The sequence below is a fragment of the Chitinophaga flava genome (genome assembly GCF_003308995.1).
Taxonomy (GTDB): domain Bacteria; phylum Bacteroidota; class Bacteroidia; order Chitinophagales; family Chitinophagaceae; genus Chitinophaga; species Chitinophaga flava.
Window position 1 is genome coordinate 1,963,749 of record NZ_QFFJ01000001.1, and the last position, 19,984, is coordinate 1,983,732.

General features: G+C 46.7%; 11 protein-coding genes. 7 read left to right on the forward strand and 4 right to left on the reverse strand.

Annotation, left to right across the window (positions count from 1 at the left end; genetic code table 11):
• Positions 1-8: 8 nt before the first annotated feature.
• The 4 genes from DF182_RS07885 to DF182_RS07900 form a co-directional block, all read right to left on the reverse strand.
• Positions 9-3,125 (reverse strand): SusC/RagA family TonB-linked outer membrane protein, encoded by a 3,117-nt coding sequence (locus DF182_RS07885; protein WP_113615100.1) that lies wholly within the window; start codon positions 3,123-3,125, stop codon positions 9-11.
• Between the two features lie 120 nt (positions 3,126-3,245).
• Positions 3,246-4,433, reverse strand: a complete 1,188-nt coding sequence (locus tag DF182_RS07890) for an ROK family transcriptional regulator (RefSeq protein ID WP_113615101.1) — start codon at positions 4,431-4,433, stop codon at positions 3,246-3,248.
• Positions 4,434-4,720: 287 nt separating this feature from the next.
• Positions 4,721-5,710 carry a helix-turn-helix transcriptional regulator gene (locus tag DF182_RS07895; RefSeq protein WP_113615102.1) on the reverse strand — a complete coding sequence of 330 codons (990 nt, stop codon included), beginning with the start codon at positions 5,708-5,710 and terminating at the stop codon, positions 4,721-4,723.
• 144 nt (positions 5,711-5,854) lie between these two features.
• Positions 5,855-8,746: a ligand-binding sensor domain-containing protein gene (locus DF182_RS07900; RefSeq protein ID WP_113615103.1), complete on the reverse strand. Its 2,892-nt coding sequence runs from the start codon at positions 8,744-8,746 to the stop codon at positions 5,855-5,857.
• Between the two features lie 260 nt (positions 8,747-9,006).
• Between DF182_RS07900 and DF182_RS07905 the strand changes: the two genes are divergently transcribed.
• The 7 genes from DF182_RS07905 to DF182_RS07935 all read left to right on the forward strand — a co-directional run bounded on the left by DF182_RS07905 (position 9,007) and on the right by DF182_RS07935 (position 19,937).
• A complete protein-coding gene (locus DF182_RS07905; protein WP_113615104.1) occupies positions 9,007-12,219 on the forward strand; it encodes a SusC/RagA family TonB-linked outer membrane protein in 3,213 nt (1,070 codons plus the stop codon).
• A 22-nt stretch (positions 12,220-12,241) separates the two neighbouring features.
• Entirely contained in the window at positions 12,242-13,741 is a 1,500-nt protein-coding gene (locus tag DF182_RS07910) for a RagB/SusD family nutrient uptake outer membrane protein (RefSeq protein WP_113615105.1), read from the forward strand.
• A gap of 18 nt (positions 13,742-13,759) precedes the next feature.
• Positions 13,760-14,857, forward strand: a complete 1,098-nt coding sequence (locus DF182_RS07915) for a PKD domain-containing protein (protein WP_113615106.1) — start codon at positions 13,760-13,762, stop codon at positions 14,855-14,857.
• 13 nt (positions 14,858-14,870) lie between these two features.
• The gene (locus tag DF182_RS07920; protein ID WP_113615107.1) at positions 14,871-15,752 is read left to right on the forward strand and encodes a PKD domain-containing protein; all 882 of its coding nucleotides are present in this window, start codon (positions 14,871-14,873) and stop codon (positions 15,750-15,752) included.
• Between the two features lie 3 nt (positions 15,753-15,755).
• Positions 15,756-16,793 carry a family 16 glycosylhydrolase gene (locus DF182_RS07925; RefSeq protein WP_113615108.1) on the forward strand — a complete coding sequence of 346 codons (1,038 nt, stop codon included), beginning with the start codon at positions 15,756-15,758 and terminating at the stop codon, positions 16,791-16,793.
• A gap of 172 nt (positions 16,794-16,965) precedes the next feature.
• Complete coding sequence (locus DF182_RS07930; protein WP_113615109.1) at positions 16,966-18,354, forward strand: M48 family metallopeptidase; 1,389 nt, start codon at positions 16,966-16,968, stop codon at positions 18,352-18,354.
• A gap of 17 nt (positions 18,355-18,371) precedes the next feature.
• Positions 18,372-19,937 carry a DUF6770 family protein gene (locus tag DF182_RS07935; protein WP_113615110.1) on the forward strand — a complete coding sequence of 522 codons (1,566 nt, stop codon included), beginning with the start codon at positions 18,372-18,374 and terminating at the stop codon, positions 19,935-19,937.
• Positions 19,938-19,984 lie beyond the last annotated feature (47 nt).

Consider the following 19,984-nt stretch of genomic DNA (forward strand, 5'->3'; position numbering starts at 1 on the left):
ATTAAAGGTTAGAAACTAAGGCTAAGGTTCACCAGGAAAGAACGGGTGGTTGGAGGCGCACCATTTTCAAAACCGGTTGCGTTGGAACCTATCGCAAATACAGACTCAGGATCCAGTCCGTTCATATGGCTGGAAATCATCCATACGTTATTGCAGGATACGCCAATTTTCGCAGCCTGTATAGGCATACGGCCAAATGCTTTTTTAGGCAGGTTGTAGTTTATCTGCACATTACGCAAACGGATATTGGTAGCATCATAGATATTCATCTCACCAGCACCCAGGTTGCCGCTGGTCACTGCTCTCCAGTATTGCTGCTGTGTGATGGATTTTGTATTAGGCGCATAATTGCCACCACCGTTGTCTATTACACCAGATACCACCATGTCGTTTCTTACGCCACCAGGTGCAGTTACAGCCGCAGTACCGGATTTCTGCATAGCCAGCTGGGTAACGGAATACATCTCACCACCAATGCGTGCATCTACCAGGAAGGACAGGCTGAAGTTTTTGTAAGCGAAACTGTTGGTAATACCTACCATCGCTTTGGCCTGCTGATTACCCAGCAATACGCTCTTTCCGTCGATAGAAGGAAGACCGTTTTTATCTACGATCAACTGACCGTAATAAGGGCTCTTCACATCTGATACGCGGCTCAGTTTACTACCATAGATATCACCATACAGGCTACCGCTTTTAGCCAGGATAGACACGGCATCAAAACCACCCAGCGGATAGATATCTATACCTGCTGCACTGTTGATATCAATGATTTTGTTACGGTTGATAGAGAGGTTACCGGCAACATTCCACAGCAGTTTTCCTTCGTTCAGGATTTTAGCATCTGCCATGATCTCGATACCACTGTTCTCGATATTACCAGCGTTGATTTTCCTGTAAGCATAACCACTGGCAGGATCCATAGGTAAATCGATTAACTGATTGGTCGCATTGGTTTTGTAGTAGGTAAAATCAAGTCCAAAACGGTTGTCCACAAAACGGAGTTCAGCACCTATTTCTTTGGATTTAATCAGCTCACTTTTTACATTCTTATCGAAGAAGATATTCTTCCTGGCTGCTGTAACATTACCATTCGGATCTTTACCGATCACATAAGTATTATACAGCTGATAAGGGTTCATATCATTACCCACAACGGCGTAAGAAGCTCTTACTTTACCATAGCTCAACCACTCAGGCAGTGATTTGATGTGCTCAGTGAACAGGTAAGACAGGCTTACAGAAGGATAAAAATAAGACCTGTTTTCAGGGCTCAGTGTGGAAGACCAGTCATTACGTGCTGTTACATCCAGGAACAGATAGCTATCCCAGCTAAGGCCCATTACACCATACAGGGAATTGATCCGGTGATCAAACTGCTCATCGGTAATGCTGGGATTACCTGCAGAGTTGTTGATCATAAAGAGGTTAGGCACCACCAGTTCACCAGTAGAAGTTGCCAGGCGGGTACTCTTCTGTTTCATCAGGTTACCACCCACACTAACTGTACCGCTCAGTTTACCAATCAGGTTATCTTTTTTGGCAGTGATGAGTGAGCTGTAGTTGATTTCAGAAAAAGTCTGTTTTCCGACACTGTAAGCGCCATTAGGAGATGAAGGGCTACCTACATATGTTTTGCTGTCGAAATTGGTAGTATACATATCACCACCAGCTTTTACTTCTGCATTCAACCAGTCAGTGAATTGATATTTCACGCTTCCATTCATGATGAAACGGTTACGGATATCCTGATTCAGCATGTATTTGCTGGACCAGTAAGGGTTTACATCATTACCATTGGAGTACCAGCGCATTTTACCGAATTCATTCAGCGGATCTTTGAACTGGGTAACATCTATAGAGGTAGGCATGGTATACAACAGGGTAGCGTAGTTTCTGGCGTTGGAACCTGTGGCAGGTCTGTTCAACGCATTGGTATTGTTATACTGTACCTTGAAGTCGGTGGTCAGCCTGTCCTTAGCGCCAAATTTGCTGGTAACCCTGCTGGTCAGGTTTACGCGGGAATATTTGGTACCAGGCACCATGCTCTTGTCGTTCATATAATTCAGGGAGGTGTACACAGAAGTTTTGTCCAGTTGCTGCTGGAAAGAGATATTCTGGTTGTGGTTCACACCTGTACCGTAAAAGCTTTTAGCATTATCATAGTAACGCATTGCTTCATTTTTTCCATCCCAGTTGGATATTTCCTGGCCTTCGATTTTCGCACCCCAGCTCGCACTTTCTGTTGGGCTGAAAGAGCCATTTAAACCTTGTCCGTAGGTTTTCTGGCGTTCAGGACGCATGAAAATGCTTTCAAAACCCAGTGTAGACGATACCGTGATACCTACACCACTGTTTTTCTTACCGGTTTTGGTAGTGATGAGGATTACACCATTACCGCCACGGCTACCATACAACGCAGCAGCAGCAGGTCCTTTCAGTACAGACATGCTGGCGATGTCATTGGCGTTCAGGTCAGCCAGACCGTTACCCATGTCAGTAGAAGGGTTCCAGTAATCGTTGGTACCATCTTTACCACCTACTACACCTACGAAGTTATCGATAGGTACTCCGTCAACTACGATCAGTGGCTGGTTTTTACCTGTCAGGGAGTTATTACCGCGCAGGTTGATTTTGGAAGAACCACCAGGGCCGGTGCTGGAGCGGTTGATCTGCAAACCTGCCACCACGCCGGTCAGCGCGTTGGTCACGTTCGTTTCATGCGCCTCTACCAGCGTATTGCTTTTTACTTCCTGCATGGAATAACCCACGGATTTTTTCTGACGGTTGATACCCAAAGCGGTTACCACTACTTCATTCAATCCTTTGGAGGCATCTTCCATCACCAGGTTCAGGTTACCACCTGCCGGTACTTCCAGTTTGGTAAAACCAACACTGGTGATCACCAGCGTAGCATTAGGAGCTACCTGCACGCGGAATGCACCTTTTTCATTGGTGGTAGCACCATTGGTAGTACCTTTTTCAAGTACGGTTGCATAGATAATAGGAGCGCCGGAGCCATCCTTCAAGGTACCGGATACCCATTTTTTCTCCTGCGCATAAACGCTTTGACAGCAGATGGCTACTAAACAAGTTAGCAGCAAAAAGCCTAACCACCTTTTCATTGCGGTAAATTTTGATTTTTATGAAATAAATGAAGACACAGTTTTGTTACAACACACGAAGCCCCATACAGCCTTCCAGTGCCGTTTTATATTTGATGATCCTAAAAAATAAAAGATGCTTTATTTATGTTGGCTTCTATCTATATTCTCCATAACAAGTGCTGCTGCGCCCAGCCTCTCCGCAGCATAGCCCAGTGACGAAATTTTTATCTCTACATTCTCAGCAATTTTTGGTATACAGTGCTCATTCAATGCGTGCTGTACGGGCGCCAGCCATAACTTACCAGCCTTCGTTCCCCGTCCGCTCAATATCACCAGTTTAGGGTTAAACAGATGGATCAGTATCGCGATCCCCCTGCCTATATGATACCCCGCCTCCGATAATAACTCTACCGCATATTTATCTCCCTTGATCGCCGCATCCATAATCTGATGATAAGTGGCGATCCTGTTTTCCATCGACAGATTTTTCATAACCGTGGTCCGGCCATCCCGGATACCGGCCATCGCTTTTTCTGCAATCACCGACAACGATGTTTCTGTTTCCAGACAACCCATCTTACCACAACTGCAGATCTTATTGTTGGTGAACAAAGGAATATGACTGAATTCACCGGCGAATCCGTTTTCTCCACGGAAAAGACTGCCATTCAAGACCATACCCAAACCAATGCCCCAGCCAATATTCACCACCAAAGCATGCTGCCGGCTGCGGGCCTCGCCCAGCTTCCATTCCGCCAGTGCTATCAGGCTCGAATCATTATCTATGATCACCGGTACACCGGTTACCAACTCCAAATATTCGTTAATACTGTTGACAGACGTGTCAAAGAAAGAATAGTTGACACCCTTCGTCACATCTACAAATCCCGGCATGCCAATACCAATGCCGGCAAACTTATCTCTGGGAATACCCGATTGCTCAATGACCTGCTTTAACTCCTGCCCCAGTATGGAAATACCATCCGGATGAGCAGATAAATTCAATTCCAGTACATGCTCTTCTCCAATCAGTTTGTTGCCCATGTCCAGTATACATATACTGGTCATAAACTGGTCCATCGCCACAGAAAGTATATACATGTAATCCTGCCGCACAGAATACATCTGCGGCCTGCGTCCTCCGGTAGAAATGGCATACCCCGATTCCATCACCAATCCCTCTTTCACCAGCTCATTTAATGCCTTGGTCGTATGCGGAAGACTCTTACCGGTCAACTGCGTCAGGTCGGTACAGGACAACTCCTTGCTGAAATAAAGGTGTTTTAGTATTGTCTTCTTGAATAACTCTTGGCGATCAGACACCATCTTGATTGATAATTTTGCACTGGTCACAATTTAATAACAAGCGATCTTTCTATACGTGAAAATCTGGTTCAAGATAGGTAAACTTTCTAAAATCAAACAAGAACTTCCATGAAAATTTTAATTAGTTTGATATAATTATCAAAATTTTGCTTGAAGTTATTATGTAATTGTTAATTCTGTATTAGAAATAGATAACTGTGATGTAGTAACTGTGATTTAATATGATGAATGCTGATGCTCCTGATGAGCGAAGACAAGAGGGAACGAAGAGAGGGATATTATTGTTATTATTTTACCGTGCCAGGGGTTATACCAAACTTCTTCCTGAAAGCAGTACCAAAATGCTGGACAGAAGAATAGCCCAGCTCCTCCGCTACATCTTTAATAGCCTCGCCGGAAAGGATACGCTCCTTTGCTGTACTTAACCGTACATCCGCAAGCACCCCGAAAACCGTATTATTAAACAATTCCTTAAAGCCGTTCTTCAGCTTAAACGTATTGATACCAGCAATAGTAGCCAGCTGCTCCAGAGAAGGAGGTTCCGCCATATGTGACAGCAGATATTCACGCGCATAAAGGATACGTTCCTTTTCATAAGCCGAACGGATAACCGTCTGCTGCTGCCGCTGACCAGCCTTGTCAAAAGCCTCCGCCTGTAAGGTCAGCAGCTCCAGACACTTGGCCTGCAGAAACAACAATTTCAGCCCGCCGGTGAATCTACATTGCATAATATCCTGTAAACACTGATGCATTGGCATCGTAATAGGAATATTTTCTGCCCCCAGATCGCCATGCTGGCCTTTATCCACTTTCTCCAGAAACCGTTGCATCGTGGCCGTAGTATGCTGCGCCAGCTCTAAAAAACGACTGCGGGAAAAATGTACCTCAAAAAAACGGAAAGGTTTACCATGCGTATAATTAATACTACAATCAAATTCCGGGATATACACAATATTATTTTCATTCGCACGGAAGTTGTAAGTACGGCCACAGGCATGGTTTTCCACTACCCCTTCGCCTTCGAGGGCAAAATGCAGCTCCACCGTATCAGGCATATCCTCAGACCGTACCCTGAATTGATAATGTTTTAACCGCATATCTCCATACACAATGTAGATATCGGGTAATGTAAGCTCCACCAACTCCAGGTCACCAAAGGAAAAGCTGAGCTTCTCCCGCCGCTCCCTCACCAGCAACGGTTCCTGACTACCACCCAGCGAAAAAGACCGGCTGAGCTCCTGCCATCCCCCTCTCTGATCACTTATTATCATTCCCATAAATACTTCTTTAGATATAAAATTTCTCCTTCTCACACCGATTTCACCACTACCTGATCAACCATTCCCGTTACCACGGCCGGCAAACACACAGGCTGGACGTTCTCAAAAAATTCCTTCTGTTGATACCCATAATACATCCCGTTATATGGTATGAAAAAAATCAGTCATCTGCTGTTCGGTAGGCAGGTTCAGTTTCTTCCGCAAACGATATCGTTTGATCTCCACGCCCCGCACGGATATGGCCATCAGCTGCGCAATCTCTTTACTGGACAACTTCAGCTGCAGGTAAGCACACAATTTCAGATCTGTATTCGTCAGCACCGGATATCTGGTCTTCAGTTTCTTCAGAAAATTATTATTGATCTCATCAAAATGTGAAGCAAACTGCTCCCAGTTGGCATTATTCTTTTCCACATCACCCAGCAACAAAAGCGCATTTTTGATTTCCGGGTTGTTACCATTTTTTTTGTAAACGCTGGCCAGAATGTCTTTTACCTTTACCAGGGCATCTTCTTTTTCTACGAGATGCAGCGAAGCATCTGCCAGTGCATTGTTTTTAAAACGGATCTCGCTGGCCAGCTTTTCATTTTGTAGTTCGATGATCTCCTTCTCATTTTTCTCCAGCTCCAGCTGATATATATATTTAAGACGGTTCTGTTCTTCATCAAAACGACGTTGCTGTATGGCCAGGTTCCGTTGCTGCCAGCGATGTAACAGATACAACAAGGCAAGGAACAACAGTCCATAAATAATATAGGCCCAGACGGTTTTGTACCAGGCCGCCATTACGATGAAGCGGTAACTGATTACTTCCGATTCATGCCCCAGGTTGTCATGTGCTTTTACTTTGAACACATAATTTCCTTCAGGCAGGTTCGTATAGTCTTTCTCTGGCCGCGATGACCAGGCCGACCAGCGGCTGTCGTAGCCTTCGAGCTGATAACTGTATTCAATATTGTTTTGTTGTCCGTATGCCGGTGAACTGTATTCAAAATGAAACGAGTTGTATCCTTTGGGAAGAGCCATCACCTGTTGTTCACCCTGGCGGTAACCTTTGGCAGTCCGGTCGAAATAACCGCCAAATATCAGGCTGTCGGATTTGCCGAGGGCTCTCACCTGTCCCAGCAGAATGCGTACATTTTGTTTGTTGCCTGCATATTTTTCATAGTTCAGCTGGATCATGCCTTTTTCGGAGCCGATGAAAATATTCTCCTTATTATAAGGATAGATGTTTTCGAAACCCAGTAGTATTTTACCATCCAGTTCCGGGATATAGGTGATGGTAAAGGGTTTGCCGCCGGAAGGCTGATGGAAGTTGACCACACCTATTTTTTTACCGCTGCAGAACCAGATATTACCTTCTGCATCTTCATTCAGATAACGTATCTCCATATCACCAAATACCGGCTTCAGAAAAGCAGAAGGCACAAAACGTCCGGTAGCAGCATCAAACTCATAGATCCCTTTAACGGTACCAAACACTACTCTGTTCTTCACTTTAAAAACAAAGTTGTTCAATGCAGAAGGCAGGCCGGCACTATCGGTAAACAGCTGAAAGGACAGCGTTTTACGGTCAGCGGCCGGATGCAACTGATAAACACCGCGATAAGGATGGGAAGCCCAGATGGTATTGTTGTTGTCTATCTCCAGAAAACGGATGGATTCCTGCAGACCGGGTACCATTCCTTTGTCTGTAAACCGGCCCTGGTCGTACTCCAGCAGCCGCAACCCCGCATAGGTACCTGCCAGCACCTGAGCAGACGGATATACCGACGACATAGGCTTAAACAGCCAGGTACCAGGCCCGTAAGCCAAAGGATGACTGCTATTATTCTTAACTTCAAAACAACCAATATGCTCCCCCATCAGCAGCTGTCCGTTGACTTCATCGAAACGCCATACCTCATGCTGCCCGCTGGTAATACGGGTAAAATCACCCTTTGAAAAACTCAGGTCTCCGCTGCCCGACAAAGGCACATAATAGGCGCCGTCTGAGGTGGCGATGTACAATTCTCCCTTGTAGATTCTGGCAGAATAACCAGAAACCTCATTGGTTTTATTGGGACTGATATATTTAATAGCTGCATTGTAAGCGATAAAACTGATGCCGTTATTTAATCCTGCCCACAGGTTGTTATCTCTGTCGAGGAAAACACTGAGTACATTATTATTCTGCAGTCCTTCTGTCCGGGAGATCTTTTGTACAATGCGTCCGTTAAAATCCATGACCAGACAGCCTTCTGAAGTAGTGGCTGCCACCAGCTCTCCCGCGTTGATTCTGGTACATACCGACAGGTTCACATTGGCAGGTGGCTTGCTGTCCTGACGATGAATAACGCCCTGAGCATCCAGCAGAAAGAGACCATTGGTCTGAGTGGCGATCAGCAGGCTATCCTGGCCGATAGACAACATGCCCGAAATCAGCACATTATTCATGGGCTGCTGTGTGATCACCGGTTTCCATTCATTCCGCTCCAGTTGCAACAGACCGCTGGCCTTATCTTGTGCATACAGTTTGTTACCTGCTTTTCGCAGATACATCCATTCGCTGGTGGTAGTATATACCTTGATGCTGTTGTTGTGGTATTCCATGATACGGTCCGACGCCTGGAAAAAAACCGACTCCCCAAACAGCTCTATCCGCCAGATGTCCGCGAATCTGTTCTGCGATTTTGGCAGTAATTGTTTGAGGGAGGTATAGGTGAGTACTCCGTTTTTTCCCTGGGAGAAATACCCGATTTCATCCTGACCGCCCACATATACGCGGTCGGCAGCGTCCATGGCCAGCGCGCGGACGATGGTCTTATTCGGTAACGGATATACGTTCCAGTGACTACCGTCGTAAGTCAGCATGCCTTCATTGTTGGCGAAATACATCATCCCCCTGCTATCCTGACGGATATCCCAGGTTTGCGTGCCTGCCTTAAAATCAGTTTTGCTGTAATTAATGATCTGCGGTAACCCTATTGTATTTTGTCCGGCACAGGTAAACGTGTATAGGCATAATAAGATAAGCAACCCTACTTTTCTCATGAAATGAAGATATAAAATTAGGATGATGTAGTAATGATGTAGTGAAAATTTATTGATAATCAACGAACTGAATAATTATGATGTAGTAGAGATGTACTCCATTTGTTTGGGCACCAAAAGAGATCCTATAATTTTACCACATCCAGAACAACAATCCTGTCAACTAAAATCAAAACCGGAATCTCTAAAAAAACTGAAAAGACCATCAGCATCATCACGCGACATCTATTCCGTATGAAACTGTAAAAACTAACTCACGTATGAAAAAAATTCTTCAATGCATGCTGGTGCCTGTACTGTTATTGTTTGCCAATATGTCATGGGCACAGAACATTACGGTCACTGGTAAAGTAACCGATGAAAAGGGGGAAGCCATCCCCGGAGCATCGATTGTATCCCGCAATAGTAAGACAGCTGTTGCCGCCAATCCGGACGGGTCCTTCCGTATCAGCGTTATCCCGGGTGAAAAAAAACTCCAGGTATCTGCCATCGGATTTGTACAACAGGAAGTGGCCATCACAGCAGCTCCCCTGCGTATCGTGCTGCAAACCGCCGCCAGTGAGCTGAACGAAATACTGGTGGTAGGTTATGGTACCCAGAAAGTAACCAAAGTATCCGGCGCCGTTACTACCGTTAAAGGTGCCGACATCGCCGCCCTCAGACCGGTAAGGCCCGAAGAAGCCCTCCAGGGCCGAGCTTCCGGTGTCAGCGTAATACAAACCGGATCACCAGGCGCCAAACCAACTGTACTCGTGAGAGGTATCCCCTCCTACAACGGAACAGATCCCCTCGTCATTATCGATGGAGTGATGCAATCACTCGATGACCTCAACGCCATCAATGCCTCAGATATCGAATCCATGAACGTACTCAAAGATGCCGCCACCACGGCCATCTACGGCGTAAAAGGCGGCAACGGCGTTATCGTTGTCACCACCCGCAGTGGTAAAAGGAACCAGAAATCAGAGCTGAACGTCAACGCCAACTATGGCACCCAGGAAGTCATGAGAATGATGCCCGTGCTCAACGCCGCAGAATACGGCGCTATCATCAACGAAGGCAGCGTAGCTTCCGGCGGCAATATCATCTTCTCCGACCTCAGCAAACTGGGCGCCGGCACCAACTGGCAAAAAGAAATCTTCCACCGCGCACCAATCATGAACTACAACGCCAGCGCACGCGGTGGCAGCGATAAAATGACCTACTTCGTTTCCGCAGGATACATGGCCCAGGATGGTATCGTAGGCGGCGGCAGCAAATCCAATTTCAACAGAATCAATGCCACAGCCAACCTCTCCTTCGACATCACCAAAAGGCTGAAATTTATTCTCAACACCAGCTTCACTAATATCAAAAGCAAAGGGCTGGCGGAAAATTCCTTCAACTCCATCATCGGTAGTGCACTCAACTTCGACCCTACCATACCGGTATATAATGAAACCAATACTGTAGGCAAATACAGCTATAGCAATCTGCTGCTGTCCGAAATCTTCAACCCGCTCACCAAACTGGAAAACACCTACAACCTCAACAACGGCAACAAACTGTTTGGGAAAGCGGAACTGCAGTATGATGTGATCAAAAACCTGAAACTCACCGGCCGCTTCGGTTATACCAACTGGGACAATACCAGCAAAACATTTACGCCGCTGGCCTTCTACGGACCACTCAATGTGGAAAACACCATGAATGCCGACGGTACCCCTGTGGTTATCAAAAATGGTCTGGGTGGCATTTCCTCCAGCGCCCACAACAGCGTGAGCCAAAGCAAAAACAATGACTTCAGCTTCACCGCTGAAGCTTTTGCCAACTACACCTTCCAGGTAAAAGAATATCACCATTTTGATGTAGTAGCCGGTGGCTCCATGTACAAAACCACTTCCAGCGGCATCACCGCTACCGCACAGGACGTGCCTTACAACTCCTGGGCCCTGGCAGACCTCAGCGCCGCCACCGGCACCAACTCTGCCGGCGTGATATATTTCAGGGACACCGTGATCAATGGCGTCTCCACACAGGTACGCGACTCCCGCGGCGATGTAGCTCCTAACCTCAACGCCCGTACGAATAGCAACTACTACTCCTTCCGTCGTAATCTCTCTTACTTTGGCCGTATCAACTACGATTACAAAGACAAATATCTCGCTTCCTTCACCGCCAGAAGGGACGGCTCCTTCGCATTCGGTATCAACAACCCGTTTGCTAACTTCTTCTCCGGTTCTGCCGGCTGGGTAACCTCCCAGGAAGACTTCTTCCACTCTGACTTTATCAACTTCCTGAAAATAAGAGGTAGTTATGGTACAGTAGGTAACGAAAGCGTAAGACCTCCTATCGTTAAAGTAAGCATCGGTGGCCCTAATTACAATGGTGGTAACAACAACGGCTATACGTTTGGAAATACCTTCGTTCCCGGCTCCACCATTGCTTCCTATGCCAATCCCAACATCAACTGGGAAAAACAGACACAAGGCAACATCGGCTTCGACATCACCTTCTATAAAAATAAATTCTCTGTATCCGCAGACTATTTCCGCAAAGAAGTAAAAGGGCTGCTGTTCCAACCATCAGTATCCCTTTACATGGGTACTGCTGATGTACCGAATGCCAACATCGGCTCCACCCGCAGCAGTGGCATGGAAATAACCGTAGGTTATAACGAAACGATCGGACGCGATCTGAAACTGAATACCAACGTCAATTTCACCACCTTCCGTAGTATCGTAACCGCCACCAATACAGATAATAGCTCCTACATAGAAGGAGGTAACTACTTCAATGGTGTGTCTCAAAACGTGACCCGCTTTGAAACCGGTAAAGCGCCCGGCTATTTCTATGGTTATAAAACCGATGGCCTGTTCCAATCACAGGATGAAATCGCGAAAGCGCCCAAACAGGACGGTGCCCAGCCCGGCGACATCCGCTATATAGACGTGAACGGTGATGGTGTTATCAACGCAAAAGATCAAACACAGATCGGTAACCCCTTTCCTAAATTCACCCTCGGATGGAACCTGTCTCTCGCCTACAAACAATTTGATCTTAACGTGTTCACCTATGCTTCTGTAGGCAACGACGTTTACAGGGCCTACGAAAGAAACGCCAACTATACCAATAAATTCAGGGACATACTCGACAGATGGACAGGCCCGGGAAGCACCAACGATGCCCGTCATCCGCGCTATTCTTTCACTGATGGCAACAGCAACATCAGAGCTTCTGATCGTTATGTGGAAGATGGTTCTTTTGTGAAAGTCAAAAATATCCTGCTCGGCTATACGCTGTCCAAATCTTTCTTGCACAGAGCCGGCTTCTCACAGGCACACCTATACGTACAGGTAAAGAATGCGTTCACCTTTACAAAATATTCCGGATTTGATCCCGAAATAGCCGGCGCCATTATGAACACCGGCGTGGACCGTGGCGCTTATCCACAGGCCCGTACCTGGTCTGTAGGCATTGATTTTAAACTGTAAGAGCTAACGTAAAAAGAAGAAAATGAAAAACTTACTGCATATAACCGGACTGTTTATCACCATCGTGCTGCTGTCCTCCTGTAAAAAATGGGTAGACTACGACCCGCATGAAGACTATAACATCACCGATTTGGATTATCTCAAAACGACTGACGATTACAAGACAATGACGGTCAGCGTTTATTCCCCGCTGCAATGGCTCAACCAGACCGTTCCTATCGGTGATATTGCTTCCGACAACTCCGTTACCGGTGGCGAAAACGCTTCAGACGTACTGGGCCTGCAACAGATAGACGACTATACCCATACACCTAATAACGACTACCTCACCGAAATATGGAAGTCGGCTTATGAAGGTATCAACCGCGCCAACTACCTCACCCAGTATAAGGATAAGAACCCGACTGGTCTTAGCGTTGATTTCTCCGGTAAAGATGCGCTTTACGGAGAAGTGTATTTCCTGCGCGCCTATTATTATTTCACCCTGGTGAGATTTTTTGGTGATGTACCGCTGTTTTATGAGAGAAGGTTGAACATGTCCGATTCCAGGACCCTCAAAAGATCACCACAGGCGGAAGTATATGCCCAGATTGAAAAAGACCTCAACGCCGCTATCGCTGCGCTGCCTACCTCCAATCCGCAGGCAGGCCGTGTGACACGTTATTCCGCACAGGCGCTGCTGGGTAAAGTACTGATCTATCAGAATAAATTCGATGCTGCTGCCACCATGCTGGAAAACGTGGTCAACGGGCCCTTTAACCTGGTGCCCAACTTCGCAGATATCTTCCTGCAGTCAGGTGAAAACGGTGCTGAGTCTGTATTTGAAATACAATACTCCAACCTCTTCCCTTACTACAACTGGGGCGCCGCCACCCGCGGCCAGGGCAACTATGCCGTACAACAATGCGGTATCCGTGGCCTCAACGGTTCCAGTCCCTATGCGCCAGGATGGAGTACCAACCTTCCTTCACAGGACCTCGCCAATGCATATGCCGCCGGCGACCAGCGCAAAGACGCTACCATCCTGGATATCGAAGCATATAAGACTGCCCACCCCGAGTACAATATCTCCTATCAGGTAGCTCCTTACAAAAATACAGGTCTGTACAATCAGAAGTATCTGCCCCGCAAAGGTGAGACTTCCGGTCAGCCAGAACTCAACTATCTCAACAACTACCGCACCATTCGTTTTGCTGAAGTGCTGCTGCTGGCCGCAGAAGCCAACAACCGCGCTACTACTGCCAACGATGCCAAAGCCAGGGATTATCTCAACAGAGTACGCCGCCGCGCTTTCCGCGATAACCTCCACGATGTTACCGCCTCCGGCACAGCCCTCAAACAAGCCATCTGGGACGAACGCAGGCTAGAACTGGCCATGGAAGGTGATCGTTTCTTTGACCTCGTAAGAACAGGTCGTGCCGCCACCATTATCACAGGTTTTAAAGCAGGTAAAAATGAACTGTTCCCTATCCCGCAACTGGAAGTGAACATCTCTCAGCTGCCGCAAAACCCAGGTTACTAATCGCCTAAACTCCATCGCATGAACAAACTTAGCTATAAACCGCTCCTGTTGCTGATAGCCCTTGCCGGCAGCAGTTGCACCAAAGACAAATTTGATAATACCGATTTCCTGAAAACAGGCACCGCGCCTGCAGACCAGGCCATCAACTTCAACATCAGCAACGATAACTCCGGCCTGGTCACCATCACGCCCAACAGCGCCGGAGCCACTGCCTACGATATCTATTTTGGTGATACCCCCGCCTCCACCTCGCCTACCCATGTGCTGCCCGGACAAAACACTTCCCACATCTATAAAGAAGGGACATACCCCGTGAAAGTGGTGGCCACGGGCATCACCGGACTGAAATCAGAAACTATCAAACAACTGGTTGTAACATTCAGGGCACCTGAAAGCTTGGCCATCACTGCCAACGCCAACCTGCACGATCTTACCGTGTCGGCCTCCGCGTTGTATGCCACTGGTGGATTTAAAGTGTACTTCGGCGATGCGGCCAATGAAGTACCCGTACTCATAGCCGAAGGTGCCAGTGTTACACATACCTACGCCAGCGCCGGCAAATACACCGTAAAAGTGGAAGCCCTCAGCGGAGGTGCTGCCAGCACCAGCACCACAAAAGATATAACTATCTACAATGCGCTCATCCTGCCCATGACCTTCGAACAAACAGATGTTAACTACGCCTGGGGCGATTTTGGCGGCAGCAACACCACCATCATCCCCAACCCTTACCCTTCCGGTATCAACACCAGCGCCACTGTGGGTAAGATCGTGAAAACAAAAGACCAGACCTGGGCCGGCAATTACATCTCCATGAGCAGTCCGCTCGATTTCACCAGCAATAAAAAATTCAAGGTGAAAGTATATTCCTTCCGGCCAGGACTTCGTGTATTACTGCAACTGGAAAGGTCCGGCGACAACTCTTTCATGGAAAACGTGGAAGCCGTTACCTCCACTGCTAACACCTGGGAAGAACTAACCTTCGACTTCAGCAGTAAAATCACTGACAACAGCAAGAGACTGCAGAACATCCTTTTCTTCCTCGACAACGGTACCCTCGGCGATGGTAGCCAGAACTACACGATACTGTTTGACGACATCGTTTTAACCAACTAATTGCACATCGACCATGATCAGATCTATCACATATCCGTTCCTGCTGGCTGTCATCCTCCTGTTTGCTGCCGGCTGCGACAAAAATGATTATAGCTTCGGCGATCTTACCACGCCAGGCAAACCGGTACTCAACGTCACTATCAACGGGAAAGACGCTACCCATCCCTATGGCGACGGGACCGGTAACATACAGCTGAGCATCAACTCAGCACATGCCTATAATTACAAAGTAGATTTCGGCGATGGCCAGCAGCCTAAAACCGGCACTGTCAGCAGCATCTCCTATGGTTATAAACATACCGGCACCAAAAAATTCACCATTACCGTAATCGCTTCCGGTAAAGCAGGCATCTCCAGCTCCAGCACCGTAGACGTAGAAATATACCGCGCCTTCACCCCCAACCCCGATCTGGTAAAAATGCTGACCAACAACGGCATCAAAAAATGGCGGGTAGATAAAGACGCTCCCGGCCACCTGGGCGTATCTTCAGCCGATGTGTTCACACCCGCCTGGTGGGCAGCTGCCCCCAACGAAAAAGACGGTCTCGGTATCTACGATGACGTATATACGTTTAATGCCAACGGCAACGTGTTCACTCATACCACCAACAACGACCTCTTTGGTAAAAAAGAATACCTGAAGGATTTTGATCCGACCCTCACCGGTACCGGCGACTACACCCTCACCGGTCCCAAAGCCGCTGAATACACCGAAACATTCGGATATGACGGCAGCGCTACCACAGAGTTTATCACCTTCCCCGTGAAAGGACATATGGGCATGTATCTCGGCACACATAAATTCCAGGTGCTCGAAAGAACCGATACCCATATGACCCTTCGTTGTGTACAGGACCCGGGAGCCTGGTATGTAAAAATTATAGCAATACAATAGCATATGAAACAGTTCACAGGAATAATGATGGCATTGCTGGTCAGCCTGACCAGCTGCGGAAAAACAGACACCAAACCGGCTGAGAAAGTAGCGCCGCTCAACCTCTCCGTGAGTACCACCGTGAGCCAGGACAGCACCGGCACCGTAACCTTTACCGCCACCGCCGACCATGCCGTAAGTTTTGACTACGACTTCGGTAACGGATATATTAAAACTACCGCCAACGGATATACGAGTTATACCTATAACACACCGGGAGAACATACATATACCGTTAACGTCACCGCCAAAAGCGCCGATGGTCTTACGCTCGCTAAAACCATTTCGGTAGTGGTGCCCGTTTCAACAGCACTGATATGGTCTGATGAATTTAATAACGACGGCGCCCCCGATCCTAAAAAATGGGGCTACGATATCGGCAACGGTGATAACGGATGGGGTAATGCAGAAGCGCAGTACTATACTAACCGGATCGAAAATGCTGTAGTATCAGACGGTACACTGAAAATAAATGCCATAAAAGAGAGTTATAACGGTATGGCCTATACGTCAGCCCGGCTCTTAACTAAAGGCAAATTTAATTTCACCTACGGCAGAATAGAAGTAAGCGCTAAACTCCCCGCTGCCGGCGGCACCTGGCCTGCCATCTGGATGCTGGGCAGCAACATCTCCAACGTTGGATGGCCTGCTTCCGGTGAGATAGACATCATGGAACATAAAGGCAATGAACCACAGAAAATTTATGGAACAGTACATCATCCCGGACATGCCGGCGGTAATGCCGACGGTGGCACCACCATGGTAGCCAACGAAACAGGAGCTTTCCATAAATATACACTGGACTGGTCTCCCAAACAGCTCCGCTGGTATGTAGATGATAAACTTTACTTCACCTTCAACAACGCAGCAGGACTGCCTTTTAACCACGACTTTTTTATTCTACTCAACTTCGCCATGGGCGGAACTTTTGGCGGCACCATCGATCCCGCTTTCACACGCAATACCATGGAAGTGGATTATGTAAGAGTATACAGAAATTAAAAGAGGAATGTTTTGAGAGAAATGAAGCCGGCCCATGGGCCGGCTTTCTGCTTTTAAAGACCCTCCTGGATACACATCAGCCACATGATACCTTTATGCAAAAATTCACAAGCCCCTTTCTGCTATTTGGCTATATTTGCCCCATTATCCCAGTGTACCTATAACCTGTTGTATGTCAACTGTTACCCGATTTGTACTGTCAATGTTTAGTGCTATTTTTTTGATGGCAGGTTCCGTAGCGGGACAACACGCCCCATTTACGCCAGCTACCATAGACCAACCAATGCTCAACAAACTGACCGCCCAGTTTGAACAGCAACACAAAACTGCGCTCACTATCTCTGCACTCCCATCAAAATACCGCAAGGATTACGAGGAAGTGTATAACTCCAGATGGGAGCATATAAAAGGTGTATTCGACCGGAAAGAGATCTATACAGCCGAACCTGCCCGCAAATACATGACAGACCTGGTGGATGTTATTGTAAAAGGAAATCCTTCCCTCAAAGCATATCCACTGCACTGCTACTTTTCCCGTACCAGCGAACCCAATGCCAGTTACATCGGACAAGGAATCATCCTCTTTAATATGGGCCTCTTCGAAAAACTGGAGAACGAAAGTCAGGCCGCTTTTGTATTATGCCATGAGATAGCCCACTATGTATTGCAGCACAGTGACAACGCCATTTCAGAATATATCAGTACCATCAACAGTGCTAGTTATCAACAGGAACTCCGTAAAGTAAAACATACCGAATTCCGCAAAAGGGAATTGCTGGAGAAGCTCACTAAAAAGGTGGCCTTTAATCACCGTCGTCACAGCAGAAACCATGAATCACAAGCAGATTCCATGGCCGTAGCCTTGATGAAAAACACCGCCTTTGACCTTTCCGGAGCTGTCACCGCATTAAAGCTGCTGGATGAAATTGATAAAGACTCCATCGATATCGCCGCCTGTTTCAAAAAGGAATTAAACCCCGCCAACTTCCCTTTCCGGGATAAATGGATTGCTAAAAGCAGCAGTATCATCGGGGCAGGTGTTTCCGTAAAAGCTAAAAGCGATATGGATGATTCTCTCAAAACCCACCCTGACTGCCAAACCCGTATCCGCCTGCTGGAGCCGTTCATCACCCAAAACGGATCTGCCAAAGGACAACTGTTCCTGACAGGTAAAGAAAGATTCTCCGCCCTGCAAAACACCTTTAAATACGAAATCATTGAATACGCCTATCAGGCAGAGAAATACTCCAAAAGCTTCTATCACACACTTATACTGTTACAACAATACCCAAAAGATCCATACCTGGTCACACAGATAGGCAGGATCATGAATAACAGCTACACCGCCCGAAAAGCCCATAACCTGGGTAAAATGGTAGACCTCCCGGCTCCGGAATTTATGCCCGGATATAACCTGGTACTCCAGTTCTTCCAGAACCTCTATCTGGAAGAGTTTGCCGAAGTAAGTTATCATTATCTCCAGCAATATTCCGGAGAACTGAGCAGTTACCCTGCCTTCAAAGAACAATTAAATAAGAGTGCACTTTTTATAAAACAGTAACCTATAATCCTTATACCATGATTAGAAAACTATCTGCAGTACTGCTGCTGAGTAGCCTTGGTGCCCATTCCCTATCGGCACAAGCCAAATTATCCGTTGACAAAGTGTATAGTGCTTACCTGAGAAGCAGCGGCGCTATCACCGATAAAGACCAGATCAAAGGTTATTATTATCTCTATCAGAGTGATAAAATTGATCGTAAAACCAATGAATACACCCTTCAGATTCTCGACGAAAACCTGAACAAAGGAAAGGATATCAAGTTTGAAGACACTAAAAGATTAAGTCTGCTTGAATCCTCCTTTAATGGCAATACCCTGGCTTTCCTCTTTAAAAATGGAGAAGACAGAACCCTGGAAATGAAAATATATGACCTGGATGGTAAACTGAAATATACCTACACCCGGCCATATACCAAAAAGACCGATGCTCTGATGAAGCAGTATGAAACACTGCATACAGATGAAGGTATGAACCAGAACGTATTTGAACTGGGCTCCAAAGGTTTTGTTTCCGTGATGCCGCTGAGAGATGGCCGCGATGTGACCTACGAAGTGGATGTATATTCTTCCGACAAGAAAAAAATGTGGACATACACACCGGAAGATGATAAGGAACGTTTTGCCCAGGCTGAATTCCTGATGGCTACCGACAGCCTGATCTTTCTGGAAGTAACCAAGAAAAACAGGAAAATGAGCGGCAGCGGCACTGCACATCTGGTTTGTATTAACCACGAAACAAAGAAAAAAGTATTTGACCTGGATGATGAAAACGATGATGTGACCTTTGTTCCCAGCAGCATTTTGCCGGCAAAAGGAAACGGTAAATTTATCGTGATGGGCAGTTACTTCGACAAAGAAGCCAATATCCTGAAAGACTTCAGCAAAGGCCTCGCCATCTACGAACTGGATGCAAGCGGCAAAGTATTAAACAAAACATACAACAGCTGGAACAAGGAAATCGCGCATTACCTGCCTACCAACAGTAAAGGCAAAATCGATAAAATCGGCTTCCTGTATGTTCATAAACTGATCCAGACACCTGATGGAAAGATCTTTGTTGTGGGTGAAGGATATAAAAGACAGGCCGATGGTGTAGGTATTGCATTAACAGCACTCAGCGTCATGGGCCGTAGGCCTGGAAATGCCGGCGTGACCAAAATCGTGATTACTGATTTGGTAATAATGGAATTTGATAAAAGCTTTAAGCTGAAAGGAGCTTCTATTTATGAGAAGCGTGATAATACCGCTGCTTTGGGTGAAGTGGCCGATTACAACAGCCAGCACGCACTGGCTATGCTCATTAAAATGCAGGGCTACTTCGACTATGAGTTTACCACCGGCAATCCGGACGACAACAACTTTGTGGTTTGCTACAGCGATTGGGAAAAAACTGCTGACTATAAAGGAAAAACGTTTAACTCTATCCGTTATAACGGTACCAAATTCACCAAAGATAAAATTGAGCTGAAATCCAAAGCCAGCCGTATGCAGGTACTGCCTGCAAAAAGTGGTTCCGTGATGATCATGGAATACTTTAAGAAAGATAAAAGACTCGACTTCAGAATTGAAAAACTGGGATAATCTTTTCTTGTAAACAAAGCGGGTGTTTCATAAAATTGGAACACCCG

What these genes read in the sequence shown, in the direction of transcription:
- DF182_RS07885 (WP_113615100.1), bottom strand. Translation starts at nt 3,125, where the DNA reads ATGAAAAGGTGGTTAGGCTTTTTGCTGCTAACTTGTTTAGTAGCCATC.
- DF182_RS07890 (WP_113615101.1), bottom strand. Translation starts at nt 4,433, where the DNA reads ATGGTGTCTGATCGCCAAGAGTTATTCAAGAAGACAATACTAAAACAC.
- DF182_RS07895 (WP_113615102.1), bottom strand. Translation starts at nt 5,710, where the DNA reads ATGGGAATGATAATAAGTGATCAGAGAGGGGGATGGCAGGAGCTCAGC.
- DF182_RS07900 (WP_113615103.1), bottom strand. Translation starts at nt 8,746, where the DNA reads ATGAGAAAAGTAGGGTTGCTTATCTTATTATGCCTATACACGTTTACC.
- DF182_RS07905 (WP_113615104.1), top strand. Translation starts at nt 9,007, where the DNA reads ATGAAAAAAATTCTTCAATGCATGCTGGTGCCTGTACTGTTATTGTTT.
- DF182_RS07910 (WP_113615105.1), top strand. Translation starts at nt 12,242, where the DNA reads ATGAAAAACTTACTGCATATAACCGGACTGTTTATCACCATCGTGCTG.
- DF182_RS07915 (WP_113615106.1), top strand. Translation starts at nt 13,760, where the DNA reads ATGAACAAACTTAGCTATAAACCGCTCCTGTTGCTGATAGCCCTTGCC.
- DF182_RS07920 (WP_113615107.1), top strand. Translation starts at nt 14,871, where the DNA reads ATGATCAGATCTATCACATATCCGTTCCTGCTGGCTGTCATCCTCCTG.
- DF182_RS07925 (WP_113615108.1), top strand. Translation starts at nt 15,756, where the DNA reads ATGAAACAGTTCACAGGAATAATGATGGCATTGCTGGTCAGCCTGACC.
- DF182_RS07930 (WP_113615109.1), top strand. Translation starts at nt 16,966, where the DNA reads ATGTCAACTGTTACCCGATTTGTACTGTCAATGTTTAGTGCTATTTTT.
- DF182_RS07935 (WP_113615110.1), top strand. Translation starts at nt 18,372, where the DNA reads ATGATTAGAAAACTATCTGCAGTACTGCTGCTGAGTAGCCTTGGTGCC.